Raw genomic sequence first — 22548 nt, 5'->3', positions numbered from 1 at the left:
TCTCAAAGCAGAGCGTGTGATCATTCTTGCTCCTGGTACGCCTCTCTCGGACCCCCTCACGCAGATGGAACAAGCCCACCCCAGAGCCTCGATGTTCTACCGGCAATGCCTTCTCGCCCTGGCCTACTTTGCAACGGGGTGGCTGGGCCTGAAGACACCTTATGCGGGAACGCACATCACCCTCATCTGGCTTCCGACGGGCCTCGCGGTGGCCGCGGTCCTCCGATGGGGCCGCGGGGTCTGGCCCGGCATCGCCCTGGGGGCTTTTCTGGTCAACCTCACCATCGGCTCGACCTGGCACCTCGCCGCTGCCATCGCCGTGGGCAACACCCTCGCGCCGATCCTCTCCCTGGTCTACCTCACCCGGTTCCAATTTGACACCGCCTTCTCGAGGCAGAAGGATGTCGGCCTGTTCATCGTCGGGGCGGCCCTTGGCATGACCGTTTCGGCCACCTTCGGCACTGCGAGCCTCTTCCTCATGGGATCGATGCCGCTGAAGGCCGCAGGGCCAGCCTGGCTCTCCTGGTGGATGGGAGATACCGTGGGCGTGTTCCTGGCCGCCCCGCTCCTCTTGTCCCTCAACCAGAAAAACCTCGATCGGCTGAGGCAAGCCCGGAGGGAATACGTCCTCTGGCTCATCATCGCCGCCGCGGTCGTTTGGCTGGCCTTCATCCATCCCCCTTCGCAGGCAGGCCGGTCACTGCCCATCGCCTTGCTGACCCTCCCCTTGCTCACCTGGGCCGGCCTGCGCCTTGGGAGAACGGGTACGGCCCTGGCCGGACTGGGGTTCTCCCTTGCGGCAGCCTGGGCCGTGCTCATGGGTCATGGGCTTTCCCGCTTCCTCAATCCCCAGCTCAGCCAATTGATCCTGTGGAGCTACATGACCGCCCTGGTCCTCACGGGTCTCCTGATCACGGCCCTGCAGGCCGAACGGGTGAGAATGGAGGAGCGCCTCCGCGACCGGGAGGCGAGGCTCCGAGGGTTGTACGAGATGTCACCCCTGGGCATCGCGCTGACGGATATGCAGGGCCACTACCTGGAATTCAACGACGCCTTCCAGGCCATGACCGGCTACACCGCACAGGAACTCGCCCACCTCGACTACTGGACCTTGACCCCCAAGTCCTACGAGGTGGAGGAGGCCCGCCAGCTGGAATCCCTGAAGCGCACCGGGCGCTACGGACCCTACGAAAAGGAATACGTGCGCAAGGAGGGCAGCCTCATCTCCATCCGGCTCAACGGCATGCTGATGAAGCTGCCGGATGGCCAGCCGTCCATCTGGTCGATCATCGAAGACATCACCGACCGCAAACGGATCGAGACGGACCTGAGGGTGGCGGCGACCGTCTTCGATTCCAGGGAGGCCATGATCATCACGGATGCCCAGGAGACCATCCTGCGGGTCAACCAGGCGTTCACCGAGATCACTGGCTACGCCCCAGAGGATGTCGTGGGCCGGACGCCGCGCATGTTCAAGTCGGGCCGCCACAATCAGGACTTTTACAAGGCCATGTGGGAGGCCATCGGGCAGACCGGTGGTTGGCAGGGTGAGGTGTGGGACCGGCGCAAGAACGGTGAAGAGTACCCCAAATGGCTCACCATCTCCGCCGTAGCGGGGGAGGATGGGGCAGTTACCCACTACATCGGCACCCACTTCGACATCACGGCACAGAAAAGGACCGAAGAGAGGATCCAGGCACTGGCCTTCTTCGATCAGTTGACGGGACTGCCCAATCGGACCCTCCTGATGGACCGCCTGAAACAGACCATGACCGCCACCGCCCGGAATGAAGGCCACGGCGCCCTGCTCTTCATTGACCTCGACCACTTCAAGACGCTCAATGACACGTTGGGCCACGACCGGGGCGATCTCCTCCTGAAGCAGGTCGCGCAGCGGCTGACAGCTTGTATCCGGGAGGGCGACACCGTCGCGCGGATCGGGGGCGACGAGTTCGTGGTGGTCCTGCCGGGGCTGAGTCCGGTCCCGGAGGACGCCGCCCGGTCGACGGAATTGGTTGGGGAGAAGATCATCCAGGCGCTCAATGCGGACTACCAGCTGGGCGGACATCCCTACACGAGCACGGCGAGCGTGGGGGCCACCCTGTTCATGGGCAAGGACACCACCCTCGATGACCTGATGAAACAGGCCGACCTGGCCATGTACCGCGCGAAGGAATCCGGACGCAACACCTTGCGGTTCTTCGACCCGGACATGGAAAGCGCCGTGATCAGTCGCGTCGCCCACGAAAGGAGCCTGCGCGAGGCCATCGAGCAGCAGCAATTTTGCATCCATTACCAGGCTCAGGTCCTGGAGAATGGGGCCCTGATTGGCGCAGAGGCCCTGGTGCGTTGGCTACATCCCGAACGGGGAACAGTGCTCCCTGCCGAGTTCATCCATCTGGCCGAGGAGACCGGCCTGATCCTACCCTTGGGTCTGTGGATCCTTAGGACAGCCTGCGTTCAGCTGGCAGCGTGGAGCCAAGATCCCGGCATGGCCCATTTGACGATCGCAGTGAACGTCAGCCCTCGCCAATTCCGGCAGGCAGGCTTCGTGGACCAATTGATCGAGGTGATCGGAAGCACGGGCGTGAACCCGGAGCGGCTGAAGCTGGAATTGACCGAGGGCCTGCTGGTCGAGAATCCCGAAGAGGTCGCCGGAAAGATGACCATCCTGAGAGGCAGGGGCGTGGGCTTCGCGCTGGATGATTTCGGAACGGGCTATTCCTCCCTGTCTTACCTGAAGCGGATGCCATTCGATCAGCTGAAAATCGACCAGTCCTTCGTCCGAGATGTGTTGAGCGACCCCAATGATGCCGCTATCGCCGGCACCATCGTGGCGCTGGCCGAGAGCCTCGGCCTGGGCGTCATCGCTGAGGGAGTGGAGACCGCCGAGCAAAGGGACTTCCTGGCCAGCCTCGGGTGCCATGCCTTCCAGGGGTACCTGTTCAGCCGCCCTCTTCCTGTCGTTGAGTTCGAGGCACTCGTCAAACGGGGGTGACGGCCCGCCGCTTGGCGGGCCAGACGTCCCGGCGGCGGGCACGGGTGAGGCGGGTGATGAGCTCAGCGCGGAGGTCTGTCGGATCCACGATGGCGTCCACGTGCAGGTCGGCGCCCAGCTTCTTCAGGTCGATGTCCTCGTTGTACTCGTCGCGGAGCTGCTGGACATAGGCGACGCGCTCCTCCTCCGGCTTTTCCGCGATCTTGTTGGCGAAGACGGCGTTCACCGCGGCCTCGGCGCCCATGACTGCGATGCTGGCCGTGGGCAGCGCCAGCGTGGCGTCCGGGTCGAAGCCCGGCCCGCTCATGGCGTAGAGGCCTGCTCCATAAGCTTTGCGCACCACGACGCAGACTCGCGGCGTGCTGCAGCTGGCCATGGCGCTGATCATCTTGGCGCCGTGGCGGATGATGCCCTGCTTCTCCACGGCACTGCCGATCATGAAACCCGGTACGTCGCTGAGGAACACGAGGGGGATGCCGAAGGCGTCGCACAGTGTCATGAAGCGCGTGGCCTTGTCGGCGCTGTCCACGAAGAGCACACCGCCCTTCACCCGGGGCTGGTTGGCGAGGATGCCCACGGGTTTGCCGCCCAGGCGCGCCAAGCCGGTGATGATCTCGCCCGCGTAAAGCTTCTTCACTTCCAGGAAGCTGCCCTCGTCCACCAGGCCCTCGATGAGATCCTTCATCTGGAACGGAGCCATGATGTCCATCGGCACCAGGGTCCGGAGGTCCTTCGCCTTGGCGGTCACGGCCTTGGGCTCAGCGGCGGGGACGGGGGCTTCGCAGTGCTGGGGGAAGTAGCCCAGATAATGGCGGCAGAGGGCGATGGCTTCCACCTCGGTCTTGCAGAGGAAATCGCCGCAACCGCTCACGGAGCAGTGCATGCGTGCGCCGCCCAGGTCCTCCAGGCTGATCTTCTCGCCAATGACCATCTCGGCCATGCGCGGCGACCCCAGGTACATGCTGGCGTTCCCTTCCACCATGATCACCACGTCACAGAAGGCGGGGATGTAGGCGCCGCCGGCGGCGGAGGGCCCGAAGAGCAGGCAGACCTGGGGCACTAGCCCCGAAAGCGCCACCTCCATGTGGAAGATGGTTCCCGCATGGCGACGACCCGGGAACATGTCGAGCTGGTCCGTGATGCGCGCCCCGGCGCTGTCCACCAGGTAGAGCATGGGGATCTTCATCCGCATGGCCACTTCCTGGATGCGGATGATCTTCTCCACCGTGCGGGCGCCCCAGCTGCCGGCCTTGATGGTGCTGTCATTGGCCATGAGCGCCACCGGGCGGCCGTCCACGGTGGCCGTGCCCGTGATGACGCCATCGGCCGGAAGGTCCTTGTGCAGCACGTTGGCGAAGAGGCCGTCCTCCACGAAGCTGCCCTCATCCACCAGCAGGCGGATGCGCTCGCGGGCGAAGAGCTTGCCCGCCTCGGTGTTTTTCTCGTGGGCCTTGGCCGAGCCGCCCTTCTTGACACGCTCAACTTCGGAATGGAACTGCTCCAGCTGCATGGCGACCTCGGGATGGATCCTCCAGCATAGCGGGCGGCCCCGAGGCCGGTGACATGCGATCCTGGAGGGATGCTGGACGTGGATGGATCAAAGCGGCCCGGGTTCCTGACGGTGCCTTTCTTCGTGGTCTGCGTTTTCTATTTCCTGGTGTTCGCCGCCGGCTACCAGCTCTTCCCCGTGGTGCCCCTGCGCCTGCGGGAGCTGGGCGCGAACTTGGCGGAAAGCGGGCGCTTCCAGACGGCCTTCATGCTGGGATCCGGGTTCGGCGCGCTGTTCACGGGCCCCCTGGGCGATCGGCTGGGGCCGCGCCGCGTGCTGCGGGTGGCCTCCCTGGCGGTGGTGGGGATCCTCGTGGTCTACGCCCTGCTGAGGGTCCGCTGGGTGTTTTACCTGCTGGCGCCGCTGCACGGCCTGTTGTGGTCTGCGCTGCGCACGGCCTCCGTGGCCAAGGTGGGCGGCATCCTGCCCCTGGAACACCGCGCCCAGGGCCTTTCGATCTTCGGCCTCACTGGCCCTGGCGGCGTGGCAGTGGGCCCCCTCATGGGCCTCTGGCTCATGCCCCATCTGGGCTTCACCTGGATGCTCGTCCTCCTCGCGGGTGTCTTCGCGCTGCTGTATGCCCTCATCGGCGCCCTGCCCCGGGAGGCGACCCGGGAGATCGAGGGCCCGATATTTCAGTGGCCGGATCGCTCCGTGTGGGGGGGCGTGGCGGTGATGGGGCTGGTGGGCCTCAGCTTCGGTCCCATGACGCCCTACAGTGCCCAGGAGGCGAAGGCCCTGGGCATGGCCTGGCCTGCCGCCTTCCTGACCTGTTTCGCCCTGGGCATGATGGCCATGCGCGGCCTGCTGGCACTGACAGGCATGGGTCGGCGGCCCGTGGCGCTGATGCCGGGCATGGCCGCCCTGACCGCGGTGGGCTACGCCATGCTGGCCTTCCTGCCGGGGGGCCTGGCCCGGCATCTGTCCTCGGGTCTCGTCTACGGCGCCGGCTATGGCATGGTGCACACCCTGATGCTCACGCACCTCATGGAGACCACCCCGCCCCAGCGGCGCGGCGCGGCCACGGGAGCCTTCTTCTTCGCCTTCGACGCCACCACCGCCCTGGGCTCCCTGGTCCTGGGCTGGGTCATGCAGCACGGGGGCTTCCGCTGGGGCTGGGCCATCGGGGCGGGCCTGATGACGCTGTGCATTCCCGTGGCCCAGCGCGTGGTCCGCAGACCGGCCGTTGCATCCGCGCCGGCGCCCTCTGTCATCGTAGAGGGATGATGGATCTTTCGAGCCCGCGGCCGCGCCTGATCACGCGGCAGTTCGCCCTAGTCTGGGCCATCACGTTCCTTACCTTTTTTGCTGCCTTCCAGCTCTTCCCCACGGTGCCGCTCCGCCTGCGCGCCCTGGGGGCTTCGCTGGCCGAAAGCGGCCGGTTCATGAGCCTCTTCACGGCGGGCAGCGCCCTGGGCGCCCTGTTCACCGGTGCCCTGGGTGACCGCGTCGGGCACCGTCGCCTCGTGATCACCTCCGCCCTCCTCTACGCCGCCTTCCTCGGCGCCTACGCCGTGCTGCCCGTGCGCTGGGGCTTCTACGTCCTGGCCTTCCCCCACGGCATCGTGTGGTCGGGCCTGCTGACGGCCACCATGGCTTCACTAGCCCACGTGCTGCCGGATGGCCGCCATGCCGACGGCCTCAGCCTCTACGGCCTGGCCAGCCCCGGTGGCGTCATCGTGGGGCCTCTGCTCGGTTTGTGGATCCAGCAGCGCTGGGGCTTCGCCCCCATCGGCTGGTACTTGGCGATCCTCTTCCTCCTCCTCGGCGCCCTGGGAACCACCCTGCCGAAGGATCATCCCCATGGTCGCGCCGAGGGCTTCAAGTGGCCGGATGCCGCCGTCCTCGTCCCCAGCCTTGTACTCTTCTGCGTGGCCTTGGGCTACGGCGCCCTGGGCAGCTACACGGCCCAGGAGGCCCTGGCTCTGCGCATGCCGGTGCCCTCGGCCTTCCTCTCCTCCATGGCCGTGGGCATGGTGCTCATGCGCCTGGCCATGCTGCGGCGAGGCTTCGGGAAACGGCCCATCCGCAAGCTTCCGGCCATGCTGCTGGGGGCCTTCGCTGGAATGGCCCTGCTGGCGGCGCTGCCCGGCGGGACGCTGCGGCATGTGCTCTCCGCCCTGCTCTACGGCGCGGGCTACAGCATGATGCACACGCTCATCAACGCGAAGCTGCTGGAGTCGGCGGATCCCAAACGCCGCGGCTCGGCCTTCGGCGCCCTGCTTTTCGCCTTTGATTCGGGCATCGGCCTTGGCAGCTTCAGCCTCGGTTGGATCATCGGCACCTATGGCTATCGCGCCGGCTGGGCCCTGGGTGCCCTGGCCATCCTCGTGTCGCTGCCGCTGGCGTTGAGGCTCAGCCGGGACTGATCACCATTCCCATCGGGAAAGATCTCCACGAAGCGCACAAAGGGAAGCCAAAGAGACACGAAGGAGGAAGGGGCGGCCCAACCTTCTTCCTTCGCGTCTCTTCGTGCGTCCGCAGGACGCCTTTGTGTCCTTCGTGGAGTTCCTGATTCTTGGGATCTCACGCCCGTCGATGCAGCTTGTGGACGCTGGCCTGATCCACGCACTTCACGAGGATCTCGTCGATGTTCACGTGATCGGGCAGCATGAGGCACCAGCGCACGCACTCGGCTACGTCGAAGGCGGTGAGGGGCTTCACGCCCTGGTAGACGGCCTTGGCCTTGTCGTCATCCTTCAGGCGTACGTTCGAAAATTCGGTCTCGGCCATGCCGGGATCCACGGAGGTGACGCGGATCTGCTCACCGTTCAGCTCCAGGCGCAGGCTCTGGGCCATGGCCTTCACGCCGAATTTCGACGCGCAGTAGACGCTGCCGCCCTCGTAGGGCTGGTGGCCGGCCGTGGAGCCGATGAAGAACACATGGCCCCAGCCGGCCTTGCGGAGGTGGGGTAGGCCCGCGCGGACCGTCTTCACCACGCCCTCGACGTTGGTGCGCATCATGGCTTCCAGGTCCTCGTCCGGTGTCTCCCACATCTTGAAGGTACCGCTGGCCAGGCCCGCGTTGGCCACCAGCACGTGCAGCCCGCCGAGGGCTGCGGCAGCTTCCGCCACGAAGGTGTCCACGCTGGCGGTGTGGCGGGTATCCACGGCCCCGGCGAAGACCTTCACGCCATGGGCCTTCGCGAGTTCGCCCGCCAGGGCCTGCACGCGCTCCACGCGGCGGGCGCCCAGGGCCAGGTGGCAGCCCTGCGAAGCCAGCAGCCGCGCCATGGCTTCGCCGAAACCGCTGGACGCGCCGGTGATGAGGACGATCGGATGCTCTGGACGCATGGGGACTCCTGGAGGTTCTAGCGGTAATTCCGGTGGAATTCTGCCAAGGCTTCGACCACTTTCTGGATCTTCTCGGTGGGCGGCAGGATGGTGGTGCGGAAGTGGGCGGTGCCTTCGGCCTGGCCAAAGCCGGAACCCGGCACCACGCAGATGCCTGTCTGCTCCAGCAGGGCCATCGCATAGTCCGAGTCCGTCCGGCCGGGTGGAAGAGCGATGCTGGGGAAGGCATACATGGCCCCGGCGATCACGTTGCAGGTAATCCCTTCGATGCGGTTCAGGCCCTCGGCCAGGAGAATGGCCCGCCGCTTGAGGGTATCGAGGATGGCCCCCTTCTCTTCCACGTACCGGGGGTGGGAGGGCATGCCGGGTTTCGGAGGACGCACCATGGCATAGGTGGCCACCTGGCCCGCGAGGTTGGCGCAGAGGCTCACGCTCTGGAGCTTGAGGATCTGCGCGGCCACATCCTGGGGGACGTTCCGGTACTCGAAGTAGCCGCCCCGCACGCCGCATTCGCCCAGGAAGCCCTTGGAGCAGGAATGGAAGCTGAAAAGGGAAACATCCTTCGCCTCCAGCTGGTGGAGCACCTTGGCGAACGACACGAACTCGTCGCCGGGGAGGTAGATGTTCTCCTGGTAGACCTCGTCGGCCAGGATTGTCAGCCCGTGAGCCTTGGCGAAGTCGATGACCATCTCGATGTTGGCCTCGTCCAGCACCGCGCCGGTGGGGTTGCCCGGATTGATCACGCAGATGGCCTTCACATGCGTGCCTTCCATTTTTGCCTGAGCCAGGGAGGCCTCCAGCATGGTGCGGCTCAGCTTCCAGCCGTTGGCCTCGTCCAGGTAGTAGGGCACCATGCGCCCTTCATAGAGCGTGATGGTGGCCGAGTAGAGCGGGTACTGGGGGATGGGGATCATGATGCCGTCCCCCGGGCCGCTGATCAGCATCCGGAGGGCGGTCTGCACGCCCTTGCTGGCGCCGTCCGTGAGGAAGATGGCGTCAGGATCCACACCGATGTGGTCGCGTTCCAGGATGAACTCGGCCACCGCCTCGCGGATGAATCGTACGCCGCGGCTTTCACTGTAGGCGCCCAGCCCATGCTTCGTGCCGGCCAGGATGGCCCTGGCGGTCTCGATCACGTCCGCCGGGAAGGCACCAGGGGCCAGATCCATGAGGGCCGGATACTCGCAGAGAGCCAGGATCTGCCGGTTCCAGGTGAGGGGCCTCTGCCCCAGGGATTGGGGATTGCCGATATTGCAGTAGATGATCTCGCGGCCCGATTTCTCGAGTTCCGCCGCCCGGGCCACGATGGGCCCCCGCACGGCGTATTCGGTCTCGAGGACGGCCTTGCCCAGATCGGTCAATCGGATGGTCATGGATACTCCAACCGTCAAGTTTAACCCGGGCCCGCGGTGTGACCGCCGTCATCCTACTTCGCGTCAGGGCCTCTGGCCTTGGGCCGGGACAGGCGGGCAGATAGACTGATCCTTCCGGATTCTTCCAGCCAGGTCACCTCCCCTCCCTTTTCCATAGAGGTATTCATGCTCGGTTTCTCCCTTTCCCCTGAACAACTGGCCGAAAAAGAACGGGCCCACACCTTCGCCGAGAAGATCATGCGACCGGTGGCTCGCAAGTACGATGAGACCGGCGAGTGGGCCGTGGACGTCTACAAGGCGGCCTGGGACCAGGGCTACCTCCAGGCCCTGGTGCCTGAGGACTGCGGCGGCCCCGGTGCCAAGCAGGTCGAGGAGGCCATCGTCTGCGAGGAGCTGGCCTGGGGCTGCGCCGGTCTCTACACCTCCATCATGGCCAACGGCCTCGCCATGACCCCCCTGCTCGTCGCGGCTTCCCCCGAGCAGAAGAAGAAGTGGCTGGGCATGCTCGCCGAGGAGCCCAAGTTCGCGGCCTTCTCCCTGTCCGAGCCCAATGCCGGCTCCGACGCCGGCGGCATGAGCTGCCGCGCCGAGAAGAAGGGCGACAAGTACATCATCAACGGCACCAAGTGCTACTGCACCAACGGCGGCTACGCCGACTGGTACGCCCTCTTCTGCAGCACCGATCCCAGCAAGGGCGCCCGCGGCACCAGCTGCATCGTGGTCCCCCGCGACACGCCGGGCCTGGTGGTGGGCAAGGCCATGGACAAGATGGGCCAGCGCGCCTCCAACCAGGTGGAGCTCTACTTCAACGACGCCGAAGTGCCCGTGGAGAACCTCCTGGGCAAGGAGGGCATGGGCTTCGTCATCGCCATGAAGACGCTGGACCAGACCCGCGCCGCCGTGGCCGCCGGAGGCGTGGGCGTGGCCCGTGCCGCCTTCGAGATCGCCCTGGAGTACGCCAAGACCCGCATCCAGTTCGGCCAGCCCATCTTCGCGAACCAGGCCATCAGCTTCATGCTGGCGGACATGGCCAAGAAGATCGAGGCCAGCCGCCTGCTCACCTGGCAGGCCGCCTGGATGACCGACAACGGCATCAAGAACTCCAAGCAGAGCGCCATTGCCAAGACCTTCGCCACCGACACCGCCATGGAAGTCAGCACCGACGCCGTGCAGATCCTCGGCGGCAATGGCTACAGTCGCGACTACCTGGTCGAGAAGTGCATGCGCGACGCCAAGCTGTTGCAGATTTACGAGGGCACCAACCAGATCCAGCGGTTGGTCATCGCCAAGGAAATCCAGCAGGGGAACTAGTCCGACCCACTCCGGCCTGATTCCCTCCTCGCCGGATCCTGACTTCGCGGCCTCCACTGGAGGCCGCTTCGTCATCCGGTGGCCGGGAGATCCAGCGGCTGGTCATCGCGAAAGAGAGCCAGCAGGGTAATTGATCGAAAGAGAACGCTCTATCCTGAGAAGGCGGCCTCCGGGCCGCCTTCTCAGTTCCGGGAGCCCCATGCGCAGCTGGACCCTCCTCCTCATCGCCGGTCTCCTCGAGACGGCCTGGGCCGTCGGCCTGAAATACACGCAGGGGTTCACCCGGCCCGTAGCCTCGGTCCTCACGGGGCTGGCCATCGTGGGGAGCATGGTCCTGCTGGGCCTGGCCGCCCGCGACCTGCCCATCGGCACGGCCTACGCTGTGTGGGTGGGCATCGGGGCCTTCGGCGCGGCGGTGCTCGGCATGGTGCTCTTCAAGGAGCCCGTCACCCCGGCTCGGATGTTCTTCCTCGTGCTGCTTCTGGTGGCGGTCATGGGCTTGAAGGCCACCGCTCCGGCCTGATTCCGGGATTTGGGTCTTGAAGGCCACAACACTCGACCCTAGAATCCCTGTCAACCATCCATCTTTACCAGCCCAAGAGCCGTGAAAGTGGGGAGGGACTCCCGCCGGGGATCCCGGTTTCACTCGGGCGCAAGCCCCCGCGACCCGCATGCCTGGTGCGTATCGCGTGATCAACCTCCAGGCGTGAGGGGCTTGGTCCCCGGGAAGAAAGTCATGTCCGAAGGCACCGTCAAGTGGTTCAACGCCGAGAAGGGGTTCGGCTTCATCACCCCCGATGAGGGTGGCGCCGACATCTTCGTCCATTACTCTGCGCTCCAGTCCAAGGGTTTCCGTACCCTGGATGAGAAGCAGCGCGTCAGTTTCGAGGTGGTGCAGGGCCCCAAGGGTCCCCAGGCCGCGAACGTCATGAAGATCTGACCACCCGATTTCTCCCGAGCCCCGGTTCCGGCCGGGGCTCGTCGCGTACCCTGGAGCCATGGCAAAAGTCTCACTGCGCCCGGCTCTGGGCATCCTTCTGTTCCTCCTGGTGGTCCTCCTGTCGCTGGAGGGCTTCCGGCGCGAGCCCAGGTTCGGATGGGTCCTGCCCCTCACTGTAGCCGCCGGAGCCTGGCTGGGCTGGGCCCTCCGGCAGGCCTGGGTCTACCCGACGCGCCTGGCCCGGGCCGAAGCCATGTGGGCCGCGGGCGAGCCTGCCTCGGCCGTGGCGGAGTGCCTATCCGGCGCACCCCTCGCCACCGGGGAACTGGGCTACCGGATCCGGCTCCTGCGCAGCGCGGCGCATCAGTCCCTGGGCTACCGGGACCGAGCCTGGCTGGAGGCCCTGGAGGCCCAACTCTTCCGCCTTCCCCTCTGGAAGCGCCTGGTGGTGTCGCAGGCCTTCCGGCGGATTCCGGAAAGGCCCTCCGAACGGCGCCTGGCCTGGGGGGGCTGGCTCCTCCGGCTGGCCCCACGCATGGCTCGGCTGCGTCATCTGCAGGGGATGCTCCTGCTGCGCTCCGGCCGTGCAGACGCCCTCCACGAAGCCTGGGTCCACTTCGAGCTGGCCCTGCCTTTGGCCTGGGACGATCCCCTCGTCCTCGAGGACCTGATGCTGGCCGGACTCCAGCACGGACGGGAGGACGTGGCCGAGCGCGCACTGAACCTGCTGGCCTCCCGCCACGGTGATCCCCGCCTGCCCTGGGATCGCGGCGCCGCATCCATGCACCTCTTGCGGAACGGCCGTCCGGCCGAGGCCCTGGCCCTCGTCCAGGGGCTCCCCCGGGAGCGTCGCGACCAGCCCCTGCTCTGGCTCGCGGAAACCATATCCCGCCGGCGCCTGGGGGACCTGAAAGGCGCCTGGCGGCTGGTGGAGGCCGCGGTCCGCCACCTCCCGGAGGCTTTCCGGCTCTGGATGGAGCGGTACCAGACCGCTCTCGAATTGCGCCAGGAGCAAGCAGCCCTCGACAGCCTGGAACGAGCCTGGCAGACCATCCCCGCCGGCGCCGCGGGCGATTCGCTCCGCGCGGAATGGCAACTCCGCCGGGCCGAGTTCGCCTTCTGGTGGGAGGACGATCCAGCCTTCGCGAAGGAGCTGCTGGAAAAACTCCCGCTCGAAGGCCAGGGCGACCATCACCCGCCCCTCCTCCTGCAGATCCGGGTGGCCCTGGGGGAGTACGAGGCCGCCTACGAGGAGGTCGCCGCTCTGCTCCGCAAGGCGCCCGACGACACGGATCTCCTCCTGCTCCAGGCCGACTGCCTCGCCGGCCTGGAGGCCTGGGAGGCTCTGCTGCCATACCTGAACGGCCTGGGCGGAGCCTGTCGGGAACAGGCCGACTTCTGGCACTTGCGGGGCCTCGCCCGGGCCAACCTGGGCGAGCACGCCCCGGCGCGCCTGGACCTGGAGCGCGCGGTACACATGGATTCCCGCAACATCAGGTACCTGCTGGACGCGGGTCATGGCTGCGCCGAACTCGGCGACTGGGACCGCGCCGAGGGCCATTGGCGGCAGGCCCTCCAGGTCGACGGCCAGTCCGAGGAGGCCCTGCTCCACCTCGCCGAGGCCAGGCGGGAACTGGAGGATCTCGACGGCGCCCGCCGCTACCTGCGCGAGTGCCTGCTGCATCATCCGGATAGCGCCGATGCCCAGGCCGCGCTGGCGGAGCTGGAGGCGAACTGAGGCGGTTCACTCCTGTTTGATGTTCCGGAGGAGTGTGAGCTTGCTGTCGTAACGGGCCTGTGCCTCGGGCTGGGCCCACTTCCGGGCCTTCTCCAGGGCCTTGATGGCGTCCTTGGTCCGCCCCTGGGCCAATGCGACGCGAGCCTGGATCCAGTAGAACTCCGGTTCCATGGGAAGCAGCCGGATGGCCTGCTTGATCCGCCGCCCCGCCTCTTCCCACTGTTGTTCGCCGAGAGCCTCCTCGGCCAGGAAGGCATTGAAGAACGGATCCCGCTTCCGGATCTCCAGCCCGCGCTCCCGGTAAGTCTGCGCCTCCTCCACCCGACCCTGTGCACGCAGGAGGTTCTCCAGGTTCCCGCAGGGAGCGCCGTCCTTGGGATCCACCGCCAAGGCCTTCCGGAAGGAGGCCTCGGCTTCGACCTCTTGTCCCTGGGCCCGCTGGACCACTCCGAGGATGTTCCAGCCCACGCCCAGGCCAGGGTCCACCTCGAGCGCCCGGTGAGCCGCTGCCACCGCGTCCTCGATGCGGGACTCTGCCATCAGTTCGACCGCCCGGTTGCTGTGGTAAAGCGCCAACACCCGCTTGGGCTCCAGCGGCGCGATGAGGAGGCTGACCCGCCGCACCTCCGGCAGGAAGTCGGCCACCAGCTCCTGGCCCGGGGTTCCACACTGCACCACGGCCACCACGTGCCGTTCGAACCGGATGGTCGTACCCACCCGCCGCCAGCGGCTGATCCGCAGAGGTTCGCCGTACCGCACCTCGAGACCGATGGATCTGCAGGCACCAACATAGAGCGTGGTGAGGCTGAGGCAGTTGGCTTTGCGATCTCGCCACACTTCCTTGGGGGTTCTGGTGTAGGCGTTGTCATAGGTGATCCCCAGCCCACCCTCCTCAGGAGAGGCGAAGAAGGCCTTGAGCAGGGCCGAGACCTTGGCAGGCACGCCATCCTTGGCTATGGTCTGCTGCCTGGCAAAGGCCTGGATTTCAGGTGGTGCTTCAAAGGGATCCTCCCCGGCCAGCAACAGCGCAGCGCCAAGCAGCAGGGGCAGGACGCGCACACGCATGGGACGACTCCCGACACAACATACGGCTACGAAGGGGAAGGTCAATGGGTTATGAGATGCTTGATGGGGAGGGATTATGCCGAACCCGAGCGCCGTGGTGTGCGCCTATTCCAGCGTGGGGACCGCGGCCCTGGAGGGGCTGCTGGAGGCCGGGATCGACGTGAAGGCCCTGTACACCTATGCCCAGGGTGCGGACGAGCGGTGGTTCACGCCCCCCGCGGTCGTGGCCGAGGCGCATGGCATCCCCGTCCACCTGGTTCCAGTCTTCAATACGGATGAGGTTTTCGAGACCATCCAGGCCCACCAGCCCGACTTCCTCTTCAGCTTCTATTTCCGGGAGATGATCCAGGCACGGTTCCTGGAGACCCCCCGACTCGGCGCCTACAACCTGCATGGGAGCCTGTTGCCGAAGTACCGGGGACGAGCGCCCATCAATTGGGTGCTGGTGAAGGGCGAGACCGAAACGGGAATCACCCTGCATGCCATGACCCCCAAGCCGGATGATGGCCACATCGTGGCTCAGGCCCGGTTGCCCATCGACTGGGACGAGACGGCGCTGAGCCTCACCCTGAAGGCCGCGGATGCCGGTCGTGGCCTGGTGCGTGAAGCGGTGCCCGGGCTGGTGGATGGCAGTACCCCCCGGATCGATCAGAAGACCCTCGGCCCTTCCACCTACTTCGGCGGACGGAAGCCCGCCGACTCGCGCCTTGACTTCACCATGACGGCTCGGGAGGCGTTCAACCAGATCCGTGCCGTGGCCGATCCCTGGCCCAATGCTTTCATCGAAACCACGGAAGGGACCCTCAAGGTGGCCTGGGCCCTGCCTACGGAGCTGCCCTGCCCTGCGGGCTGTTTCCGAGCCTCACGGGAGGGAGTGCTGCTTGGCTTCGCCGACGGCGCCCTGCGGATCCACACCCTGAGGGCTGCCGAAACTCGCCTCGAGCGCCCCACCGAGCAGGCCATCGCCCTCCGCCTCCTGGGTGTGCCCGAGCGGTGAGAGTTGCCGACCAAAACCCCTGACGCCGCGTCAGGGGTTTTGTGGGGCGCTTCGAATCCGGATATGCTGACGCGCTCCCGTCCTCCCGAAAGGCGTTCCATGCAAAGTGTCATCACCGGAACCGGCATTGGCCTGCCTCCGCATATCGTGACCAACGAAGCCCTGTCGCGGCTCATGGACACCTCGGACGAGTGGATTCGCGTGCGCAGCGGCATCCAGGAGCGGCGCTATGCGGAACCGGGGCAGGGTTCCACGGATCTTGGCGTGATGGCCGCCCGTGCCGCCATCGCCAAGGCGGGCCTCGGCATGGCGGATATTGATGCGGCCATCTTCGCGACCATGACGCCGGATCACGTGCTGCCGGGCAACGGGCCACTGCTCCAGGCGGCCCTGGGGCTCCGCACGAACCTCCCCACCTTCGATCTTCGGCAACAGTGCAGTGGCTTCCTTTACGGCCTGGAACTGGCGGACCTCCTCCTCCAGAGCGGCCGCTACCGGCGCGTCCTGCTCGTGGGGGCCGAGGTGCACACCGCCTTCATGCCATGGCACCTGGGCTGGGACACCCTCATCGGCCAGTCCACCCGCGAGATCACCGAGGCCGAACGCGCCGAGAACACCCTCAGCCGTGACCGGACCGTGCTGTTCGGCGACGGCGCCGGCGCGATGGTCATCGAGGCACGGGAAGGCACTGCGGGCCTGCTGAAAACCCGCCTCTTCACCGACGGTACCGGCGCGGGCGTGCTCACCATGCCGGGCGCCAGCTTCAAGCGAAGGCCCTTCGTGACGGTGGAGCAGATCCAGGCCGGGGAGACCCTCCCGGTCATGTCCGGCAAGGAGGTCTTCAAGTCCGCGGTGACCCTGATGCCCCAGGCTGTGTGCGACGTCTGCGCCGAAGCTGGCGTGGCCGTGGAAGCCCTGGACCTGGTGCTGGTCCACCAAGCCAACCTCCGCATCATCGAAGGCGTGCAGAAGGCCCTGGGCCTGCCTGCGGAGAAGGTTCCCCACAACATCGAGCGCTACGGCAACACCACCGCCGCCACGCTGCCCATCCTCTTCCACGAATGCCTGGAGGGTGGATTGGTCCAGCCGGGCATGCTCGTGGCCTTCACCGCGCTCGGCTCCGGACTGCACTGGGGCGCCGCACTCTACCGGGCCTGATTGCGGGCTGACCTCGGCTGGGACTAGAATCCAGCAAACCCCGGAGTCCCCATGCGTTCCCTGACTCTCGGCGCCACCTTGGCGCTGATTCCTGCCCTTGTCCTGTCTGCCGGAACGACCAAACCCCGTCGGCATCACACGACCGGGCCCCTCAGCTCGGCCAAGGAGGCCAAGGCCATCGCCGAACGGGAAACCGGTGGCAGGGCCGTCAGCGCCCGGCGCATCCCCCTGAACGGCGCCTCCGGCGGCTGGGAGGTGGATCTCCACATGCCCGGCGAGGAGCGCGGCTGGCGCTGCATCATCGACTCGGACACCCACATGGTCCACAGCAAGGCGCGCATCGACCAGCCCGGTGCCAAGGCCAAGGCCGACGGCCCGGTGCGCATAGTCAAGGGAAGCCGCTGAGGGGGACTCCCCGGCCCGCGCCGACCGTTCACCGGTTTTTCCCACCGCACAGCCTGCCCGGCTTGACAGCCCGGCCTAGAATCGTACCTGCGGCCAGTGCCGCAAGGAGAACGACACATGGGTCTGATGGACTGGGGCAAAGCCCAATTCCTCGACATCCTCGAATGGCTGGATGATTCCAACGACACGCTGGCCTGGCGCTTCCCCATGCGCGGACAGGAGATCCAGAACGGCGGCAAGCTCGTGGTGCGGGAAAGCCAGGAGGCCGTCTTCGTCAACGAAGGCCAGCTGGCGGACGTGTTCAAGCCCGGCACGCACAACCTCACCACCCAGAACCTGCCCATCCTCGCCACGCTGAAGGGCTGGAAATACGGCTTCGAAAGCCCCTTCAAGAGCGATGTCTACTTCATCTCCACCAAGCTCTACAACGACCTGAAGTGGGGCACCTCGAACCCGATCATGCTGCGCGACGCCGACTTCGGCATGCTGCGCATCCGGGCCTTCGGCATCTACTCCATCAAGGTCGCGGACAGCGGCACCTTCCTCAAGCAGCTCGTGGGCACCAACGGCGTCTACACCGTGCCCGACATCTCCGAGCAGCTCCGCAAGACCATCATGAGCCGCTTCACGGACACCCTGGGCGAGGCGAAGATCCCGGCCCTCGACCTGGCCGCCAAGTACGACGAGATCTCCGACCTGGTGAAGCAGAAGCTCCAGGACGAGTTCAAGACCATGGGCCTGGAGCTGTCCAAGTTCTTCGTGGAGAACATCAGCCTCCCCGAGGAAGTGGAAGCCATGATGGACAAGCGCACCGGCGTGGGCATGATGGCCCCCGTCATGGGCGCCTACACCCAGATGCAGGTGGCCGACAGCATCCCCCTGGCCGCCCAGAACCCCGGCGGCGTCGCCGGCATGGGCATGGGCGTGGGCCTGGGCTTCGGCATGGGCAACATGATGGGCCAGCAGATGACCGGCGCCGCCCAGCAGATGGGCCAGCAGGGCTTCCCCGCCGGCAACGCGTCCGCGGCCCCTCCGGCCGCACCTGCCAAGTCGCTCAAGGAGGAGCTCACCGACCTCAAGGAGCTCTTCGACGGCCAGCTCATCACCCAGGCGGAATTCGACGCGCAGCGCACCGCCATCATGAAGAAGCACGGCATGGGTAACTAGAAGCGGTCAGCCGGCAGGCATCGGCCAACGGACTGGGGCGGCGCGAGCCGCCTCAGTCGTGATGGTGGCCATCCTCCACATCGTGCTGGTGGATGAACCGGTGGTGGTGGCGGTCCGCCATTTCCCGGGTCTCGAAGTGCACGGTGAGGTGGCGGACGCCGTGGCGCTCCCATAGCAGGTGCTCGATGCGCTCCAGGTGGGCCTCGGTGTCACCCAGCCGGTCGGCCGCCACGATGATGTGGGCCGTGGCGATGGTGAGGTGGCTGCACATCTTCCAACTGCGGAAGTCCTCCACACCCAGGACGCCCGGAAGGCCCATGAGTTCGGCTTTCACGGCCTCGTGCTCGAAGGCGGCCCGGTGCATGAGGATGCCCACGGCATCCCGGAGCAACAGCACAGCCCCGCGCAGGATGACCAGCAGGATCACGAGGGCGATGGCCGGGTCCACCCAGCGCCAGCCCGTGAGCCGGATGAGGATCATGCTCCCCACGAGGGACACGCTGGTGAGGCTGTCCGCGAAGGCGTGGAGGTAGGCGGCCTTCAGGTTGGCGTCGCGCTCCAGCAGGCTGCGGTCCCGGGGCACCAGCACCACCGTGGCCAGGATGTTCAGGACGAGGCCGATGCCCGAGAACACCAGCACCCAGCCCGTCTGGATGGGCACAGGGTGGCGAAACCGGGCCAGGGCCTCCCAGCCCACGGCCCCGGCTAGGAACATCAGGAAGCCCACGCCCACCAGGCTGTTGAACACCTCCAGGCGGTGCCAGCCGAAGGTCCAGCGATCATCCGGGTCCCGGTGGTTGGCCAGCCAGAGGCTCAGGATGCCCAGGCTGTTCACCAGCACATCGTTCAGATTCTCCAGGCTGTCGCTGATCAGGCCGATGGACCCGGTCCACCAGCCACCGAGCCCCTGGAGGACGAAGCTGGCGAAGAAGATCCCGGCGCTCCAGGCCAGGCGCCCCGTGGTGCTGGGGCCGTGGTGGTGGTGATCCGACATCATTCGCCCCGATACAGGGGTTTCCGCTTATCCCGGAAAGCGGCCAACCCCTCCAGGCGGTCCTTGGTGGGGATCACCTGGGCATAACAGGCCTGCTCAAGGGCCAGCCCCGAGTCCCGGTCCAGGTCGAGGCCCCGGTTCACGGCCTGCTTGGCCATGCGAAGCGCCACGGGGCCGTTGGGGAGGATCTCCCGGGCCAGGGCCAGGGCGGCATCGAGAGCTCCGCCAGCGGGCACCACCCGGTCCACGAGGCCCAGCCGCCCAGCCTCGACCGCGCCGATGCGCCGGGCGGTGAAGATCAGTTCCTTGGCCCGGGAAGCCCCGATGAGCCTTGGCAGCCGCTGGGTGCCCCCGGCACCGGGGATGATGGCCAGGGCTGTTTCCACCAGGCCCATCTTCGCGTCGGTCCCCGCCACGCGGAGATCCGAGGCCAGTGCCAGCTCCAGGCCGCCGCCGAAGGCCGCGCCCTCCAGGGCGGTGATCACGGGCATGGGCAGATCCTCCAGTTCTGTGAAGGCGGCCCGGAGGCCCTGCACGAACGCCGCGGCCTCGGCCTGGGCCATGCCGACGCGCTCTTTCAGATCAGCCCCGGCGCAGAAGACGCCGGGCACGAGGCTATGCACCACCACCACCCGGACGGCCGGATCGGAGCGCAGGTCCGCCAGGGCCCGGCGAAACTCGTCCATGAGTTGGCGGCCCAGGGCGTTCTTCGCGGCAGGGCGATCCAGGCCCAGCAGGATGATGCCCGCATCATCCCCCTCCAGGCGCTCCAGCCGGAGTTCCATCAACCCAACTCAACGATGGAGTCCCCTTCGTTCAGGAACTGGTCCGGGGTCACGAAGACCTTCTTGACCGTCCCCTCCTCGGGGCTGCCCACGGGAATCTGCATCCTCTCGGTATCCCCTGCGGGGATACGCGAGACCTCAACACCAAGCATTCTGCGCACGAGGAACCTCAGCCAAGTTCAACGATGGAGTCCCCTTCGTTCAGGAACTGGTCCGGGGTCACGAAGACCTTCTTGACCGTCCCCTCCTCGGGGCTGCCCACGGGAATCTGCATCTTCATGCTCTCGATGATGACCAGGTCCTGGTCCTCGCCCACGGCATCGCCTTCGGCGACACAAACCTCCAGAACCTTCCCAGCCATCTCGGCACGAACCAACGCCATCGAGCACCTCATCAGGACAATGGCTCCAGTCTAGCCGTGAGCCGGGCTATTCGTCCTTGTCGGAGTCGCCGATCACCACCAGGTCGTCGTCCTCGTAGGCGAAGTCGCCCTCTTCCATGAGGACCTCACGGACCTTTCCGCATTCAGGGGCGTTGATGTAGAAGGCCGTGCGGGAGGAATCCGTGCCCTCGAGGATCATCAGGGGCTCGTCCTCTTCCACCTCCTGGCCGGGGCGGACGAGGACGTCCACCACATAGCCCGGCCATTCCGCCCGCACGATCATGCTGCCTCCCCTGGCCCATCTGTGACCTTGGCCGGGAGAGTATGGCGCCCGGGGCCCCCGCGCAAGTCCTGGAAGCCGTTCTTTTCGTCACATCTCCGGTAGGTGATACTGGAGGGCTTGGAGGATGGAATGGCTGTCGCCTGTGGCATCGTGGGTTTGCCCAATGTGGGAAAGTCCACCCTTTTCAACGCCCTCACTCGTGCGGGCGCGGCTTCGGCCAACTACCCCTTCTGCACCATCGAGCCCAACACGGGCGTGGTGGACGTGCCGGATCCCCGCCTGGCGGCCCTGGCGGAGATCGTGAAGCCCCAGCGCATCCTGCCGGCCGCCCAGGAGTTCGTGGACATCGCGGGCCTGGTGCGGGGCGCCAGCAAGGGTGAGGGCCTGGGCAACGCATTCCTGGGCCACATCCGGGAGACGGACGCCATCGTGCAGGTGGTGCGCTGCTTCGAGGACACCAACGTCACCCATGTGGAGGGCGGGGTGAACCCCGAGCGGGACCTCAGCATCATCGAGACGGAACTGGTCATCAAGGACCTGGACGCCGTGGAGAAGGGCCTGGAGCGCCACCGGAAGATCGCCAAGACCGGCAACAAGGAGTCCCTGGCCCTGGTGGCCGTGCTGGAACGGGTCTTCGGTGCCCTGGACGACGGCAAGTGGGCCCGCACCGTCGGCCTCTCCGCCGAGGACAAGGCCCTCATCAAGTCCTACGGCCTACTCACCCTCAAGCCCACCCTCTTCGTGGGCAACATCGGGGAGGAGGACATCCGGAACCCCGAAGGCAACGCCCACTACCGGAAGCTACAGGAGCTGGCCGCGGCGCGCCACGCCCCCTGCATCCCCATCTGCTCCAAGCTGGAAGCCGAGATCCAGGATCTGCCGGAAGAGGACCGCCCCCTGTTCCTGGAGGAGGCGGGACTGGCCGAGCCGGGCCTGAACGTGCTCATCCACGCCAGCTACGACCTGCTGGGCCTCCAGACCTACTTCACCGCCGGGGTGAAGGAAGTCCGCGCCTGGACGATCCACAAGGGCGATACCGCCCCCCAGGCCGCCGGCGTCATCCACACAGACTTCGAGAAGGGCTTCATCCGGGCCCAGGTCATCGCCTACGAGGACTTCATCCAGTACAAGGGCGAACAGGGTGCCAAGGACGCCGGGAAGATGCGCACGGAAGGCAAGGACTACGTCGTGAAGGACGGCGACCTGATGAACTTCCTCTTCAACGTCTAAGAACCGGCGGCCCGGCTACCGGGCCTCGATGGGCATGCGCCGCAGCCGCTCCACCCGCACCTCCATGGGGGGGTGGGTGGAGAAGAGGCTCATGAGGCCGCCCGCGCTCAGGGGGTTCACGATCATCATGTGGGCCGTGGCGGGCTGGGCGGACTGCATGGGCAGCTGCTGGTTGTAGCTCTGCAGGCGCTCCAGGGCCGAGGCCAGCATGTCCGGCCGACCCGTGAGGTGGGCGCTGTAGTCATCCGCCAGGTACTCGCGGGAGCGGCTCACGGCCATCTGGAGCAGGATGGCTGCCAGGGGGCCGAGGATCATGATGGCGATGCCCGCCAGGGGGTTGGAGCGGCCCTCCTCGTCCCGGGGGCTGATCCACATCGCCATGCGGGAGAGGAACATGATCGCCTGGGCCAGCACCGCCGCCAGGCTGCCGATGAGGATGTCCCGATGCTTCACGTGGCCCAGCTCGTGGCCGATGACCGACTCCAGCTCAGGCCGGCTGAGGATGCGCATGATGCCCTCGGTGACCGCCACCACGGCGTGCTCGGGGTTCCGGCCTGTGGCGAAGGCATTGGGGGTGTCCTCGGGGATGATGGCAATGCGAGGGATGGGCAGGCCGGCCCGCTGGGCCAGGTTCGCCACGATGGCATAGAGTTCGGGGGCCTCGGCCTGGGTCACCACCCGGGCGCCATAGCTGGCCAGCACGATCTTGTCGGAGAAGAAGTAGCTGATCCCGTTCATCACGAGACCGATGACGAGCGCCAACACCATGCCGGACTGGCCTCCGAAGTACCCGCCGATCCACACCAGCAGCCCGGTCATGGCCACGATGATGAGAAGGGTTTTCGCCTGGTTCATGCAACTGCCTCCAGGTACCAGGAT

22 protein-coding genes are annotated in these 22548 nt (G+C 66.6%); 12 read left to right on the top strand and 10 right to left on the bottom strand.

Annotation, left to right across the window (positions count from 1 at the left end; translation table 11 throughout):
• Window positions 1-64: 64 nt before the first annotated feature.
• Complete coding sequence (locus tag NOV65_RS10475; RefSeq protein ID WP_257306404.1) at window positions 65-2998, top strand: bifunctional diguanylate cyclase/phosphodiesterase; 2934 nt, start codon at window positions 65-67, stop codon at window positions 2996-2998.
• Here NOV65_RS10475 and NOV65_RS10470 read toward each other — a convergent pair.
• Window positions 2985-4508, bottom strand: coding sequence for an acyl-CoA carboxylase subunit beta (locus tag NOV65_RS10470; protein WP_257306403.1), 1524 nt, complete (start codon window positions 4506-4508; stop codon window positions 2985-2987). The genes NOV65_RS10475 and NOV65_RS10470 overlap by 14 nt on opposite strands.
• A 69-nt stretch (window positions 4509-4577) precedes the next feature.
• On the opposite strand from NOV65_RS10470, the gene NOV65_RS10465 reads away from it, so the two are divergent.
• Window positions 4578-5774, top strand: coding sequence for an MFS transporter (locus NOV65_RS10465; RefSeq protein ID WP_257306402.1), 1197 nt, complete (start codon window positions 4578-4580; stop codon window positions 5772-5774).
• Window positions 5774-6916, top strand: a complete 1143-nt coding sequence (locus NOV65_RS10460) for an MFS transporter (RefSeq protein WP_257306401.1) — start codon at window positions 5774-5776, stop codon at window positions 6914-6916. Before NOV65_RS10465 ends, NOV65_RS10460 begins: the two co-directional genes overlap by 1 nt.
• Window positions 6917-7073: 157 nt before the next feature.
• Here the strand turns inward: NOV65_RS10460 and NOV65_RS10455 are convergent, their stop codons facing one another.
• Both NOV65_RS10455 and NOV65_RS10450 read right to left on the bottom strand, forming a co-directional pair.
• Window positions 7074-7841 (bottom strand): SDR family NAD(P)-dependent oxidoreductase, encoded by a 768-nt coding sequence (locus tag NOV65_RS10455; protein ID WP_257306400.1) that lies wholly within the window; start codon window positions 7839-7841, stop codon window positions 7074-7076.
• Window positions 7842-7858: 17 nt separating this feature from the next.
• Window positions 7859-9214: an aminotransferase class I/II-fold pyridoxal phosphate-dependent enzyme gene (locus NOV65_RS10450; protein WP_257306399.1), complete on the bottom strand. Its 1356-nt coding sequence runs from the start codon at window positions 9212-9214 to the stop codon at window positions 7859-7861.
• A gap of 165 nt (window positions 9215-9379) precedes the next feature.
• On the opposite strand from NOV65_RS10450, the gene NOV65_RS10445 reads away from it, so the two are divergent.
• The 4 genes from NOV65_RS10445 (at window position 9380) to NOV65_RS15480 (ending at window position 13203) form a co-directional block, all read left to right on the top strand.
• The gene (locus NOV65_RS10445; protein WP_257306398.1) at window positions 9380-10525 is read left to right on the top strand and encodes an acyl-CoA dehydrogenase family protein; all 1146 of its coding nucleotides are present in this window, start codon (window positions 9380-9382) and stop codon (window positions 10523-10525) included.
• Window positions 10526-10724: 199 nt separating this feature from the next.
• Window positions 10725-11048, top strand: a complete 324-nt coding sequence (locus NOV65_RS10440; RefSeq protein ID WP_257306397.1) for a DMT family transporter — start codon at window positions 10725-10727, stop codon at window positions 11046-11048.
• Window positions 11049-11261: 213 nt separating this feature from the next.
• On the top strand, window positions 11262-11465 hold the full coding sequence (locus NOV65_RS10435; protein WP_257306396.1) for a cold-shock protein: 204 nt from the start codon (window positions 11262-11264) through the stop codon (window positions 11463-11465).
• Window positions 11466-11523: 58 nt separating this feature from the next.
• Window positions 11524-13203, top strand: a complete 1680-nt coding sequence (locus NOV65_RS15480) for a tetratricopeptide repeat protein (RefSeq protein WP_306672083.1) — start codon at window positions 11524-11526, stop codon at window positions 13201-13203.
• Window positions 13204-13209: 6 nt separating this feature from the next.
• Here NOV65_RS15480 and NOV65_RS10425 read toward each other — a convergent pair whose 3' ends face one another.
• A complete protein-coding gene (locus NOV65_RS10425; protein ID WP_257306395.1) occupies window positions 13210-14268 on the bottom strand; it encodes a tetratricopeptide repeat protein in 1059 nt (352 codons plus the stop codon).
• A gap of 76 nt (window positions 14269-14344) precedes the next feature.
• On the opposite strand from NOV65_RS10425, the gene NOV65_RS10420 reads away from it, so the two are divergent.
• From NOV65_RS10420 to NOV65_RS10405, 4 genes are all read left to right on the top strand, one after another.
• On the top strand, window positions 14345-15265 hold the full coding sequence (locus tag NOV65_RS10420; protein ID WP_257306394.1) for a formyltransferase family protein: 921 nt from the start codon (window positions 14345-14347) through the stop codon (window positions 15263-15265).
• Window positions 15266-15364: 99 nt separating this feature from the next.
• Window positions 15365-16423, top strand: coding sequence for a 3-oxoacyl-ACP synthase III family protein (locus tag NOV65_RS10415; protein WP_257306393.1), 1059 nt, complete (start codon window positions 15365-15367; stop codon window positions 16421-16423).
• A gap of 51 nt (window positions 16424-16474) precedes the next feature.
• Window positions 16475-16828 (top strand): hypothetical protein, encoded by a 354-nt coding sequence (locus NOV65_RS10410; RefSeq protein ID WP_257306392.1) that lies wholly within the window; start codon window positions 16475-16477, stop codon window positions 16826-16828.
• A 117-nt stretch (window positions 16829-16945) separates the two neighbouring features.
• A complete protein-coding gene (locus tag NOV65_RS10405; RefSeq protein ID WP_257306391.1) occupies window positions 16946-17995 on the top strand; it encodes an SPFH domain-containing protein in 1050 nt (349 codons plus the stop codon).
• A 52-nt stretch (window positions 17996-18047) separates the two neighbouring features.
• On the opposite strand, the gene NOV65_RS10400 is transcribed toward NOV65_RS10405, so the two are convergent.
• The 5 genes from NOV65_RS10400 to NOV65_RS10385 form a co-directional block, all read right to left on the bottom strand.
• The gene (locus tag NOV65_RS10400) at window positions 18048-18989 is read right to left on the bottom strand and encodes a cation diffusion facilitator family transporter (protein ID WP_257306390.1); all 942 of its coding nucleotides are present in this window, start codon (window positions 18987-18989) and stop codon (window positions 18048-18050) included.
• Window positions 18989-19774 carry an enoyl-CoA hydratase-related protein gene (locus NOV65_RS10395; protein WP_257306389.1) on the bottom strand — a complete coding sequence of 262 codons (786 nt, stop codon included), beginning with the start codon at window positions 19772-19774 and terminating at the stop codon, window positions 18989-18991. The genes NOV65_RS10400 and NOV65_RS10395 overlap by 1 nt, the downstream gene beginning before the upstream one ends.
• On the bottom strand, window positions 19774-19878 hold the full coding sequence (locus NOV65_RS15655) for a biotin/lipoyl attachment domain-containing protein (RefSeq protein WP_482184092.1): 105 nt from the start codon (window positions 19876-19878) through the stop codon (window positions 19774-19776). The genes NOV65_RS10395 and NOV65_RS15655 overlap by 1 nt, the downstream gene beginning before the upstream one ends.
• Window positions 19879-19943: 65 nt before the next feature.
• The gene (locus tag NOV65_RS10390; protein ID WP_243304504.1) at window positions 19944-20156 is read right to left on the bottom strand and encodes a biotin/lipoyl-containing protein; all 213 of its coding nucleotides are present in this window, start codon (window positions 20154-20156) and stop codon (window positions 19944-19946) included.
• A 46-nt stretch (window positions 20157-20202) separates the two neighbouring features.
• Window positions 20203-20439, bottom strand: coding sequence for an acyl-CoA carboxylase biotin carboxyl carrier protein subunit (locus NOV65_RS10385; protein WP_243317027.1), 237 nt, complete (start codon window positions 20437-20439; stop codon window positions 20203-20205).
• A 129-nt stretch (window positions 20440-20568) separates the two neighbouring features.
• Between NOV65_RS10385 and ychF the strand changes: the two genes are divergently transcribed.
• Window positions 20569-21669, top strand: coding sequence for a redox-regulated ATPase YchF (ychF, locus tag NOV65_RS10380; protein WP_257306388.1), 1101 nt, complete (start codon window positions 20569-20571; stop codon window positions 21667-21669).
• A 15-nt stretch (window positions 21670-21684) separates the two neighbouring features.
• Here ychF and htpX read toward each other — a convergent pair whose 3' ends face one another.
• Window positions 21685-22524, bottom strand: coding sequence for a zinc metalloprotease HtpX (gene htpX / locus NOV65_RS10375; protein ID WP_257306387.1), 840 nt, complete (start codon window positions 22522-22524; stop codon window positions 21685-21687).
• Window positions 22525-22548 lie beyond the last annotated feature (24 nt).

It is taken from the genome of Geothrix campi, from assembly GCF_024609265.1.
Taxonomy (GTDB): Bacteria; Acidobacteriota; Holophagae; order Holophagales; family Holophagaceae; genus Geothrix; species Geothrix campi.
Note: the sequence above shows the minus strand (reverse complement) of the source record. Positions and strands in the feature narration are given on the sequence as shown.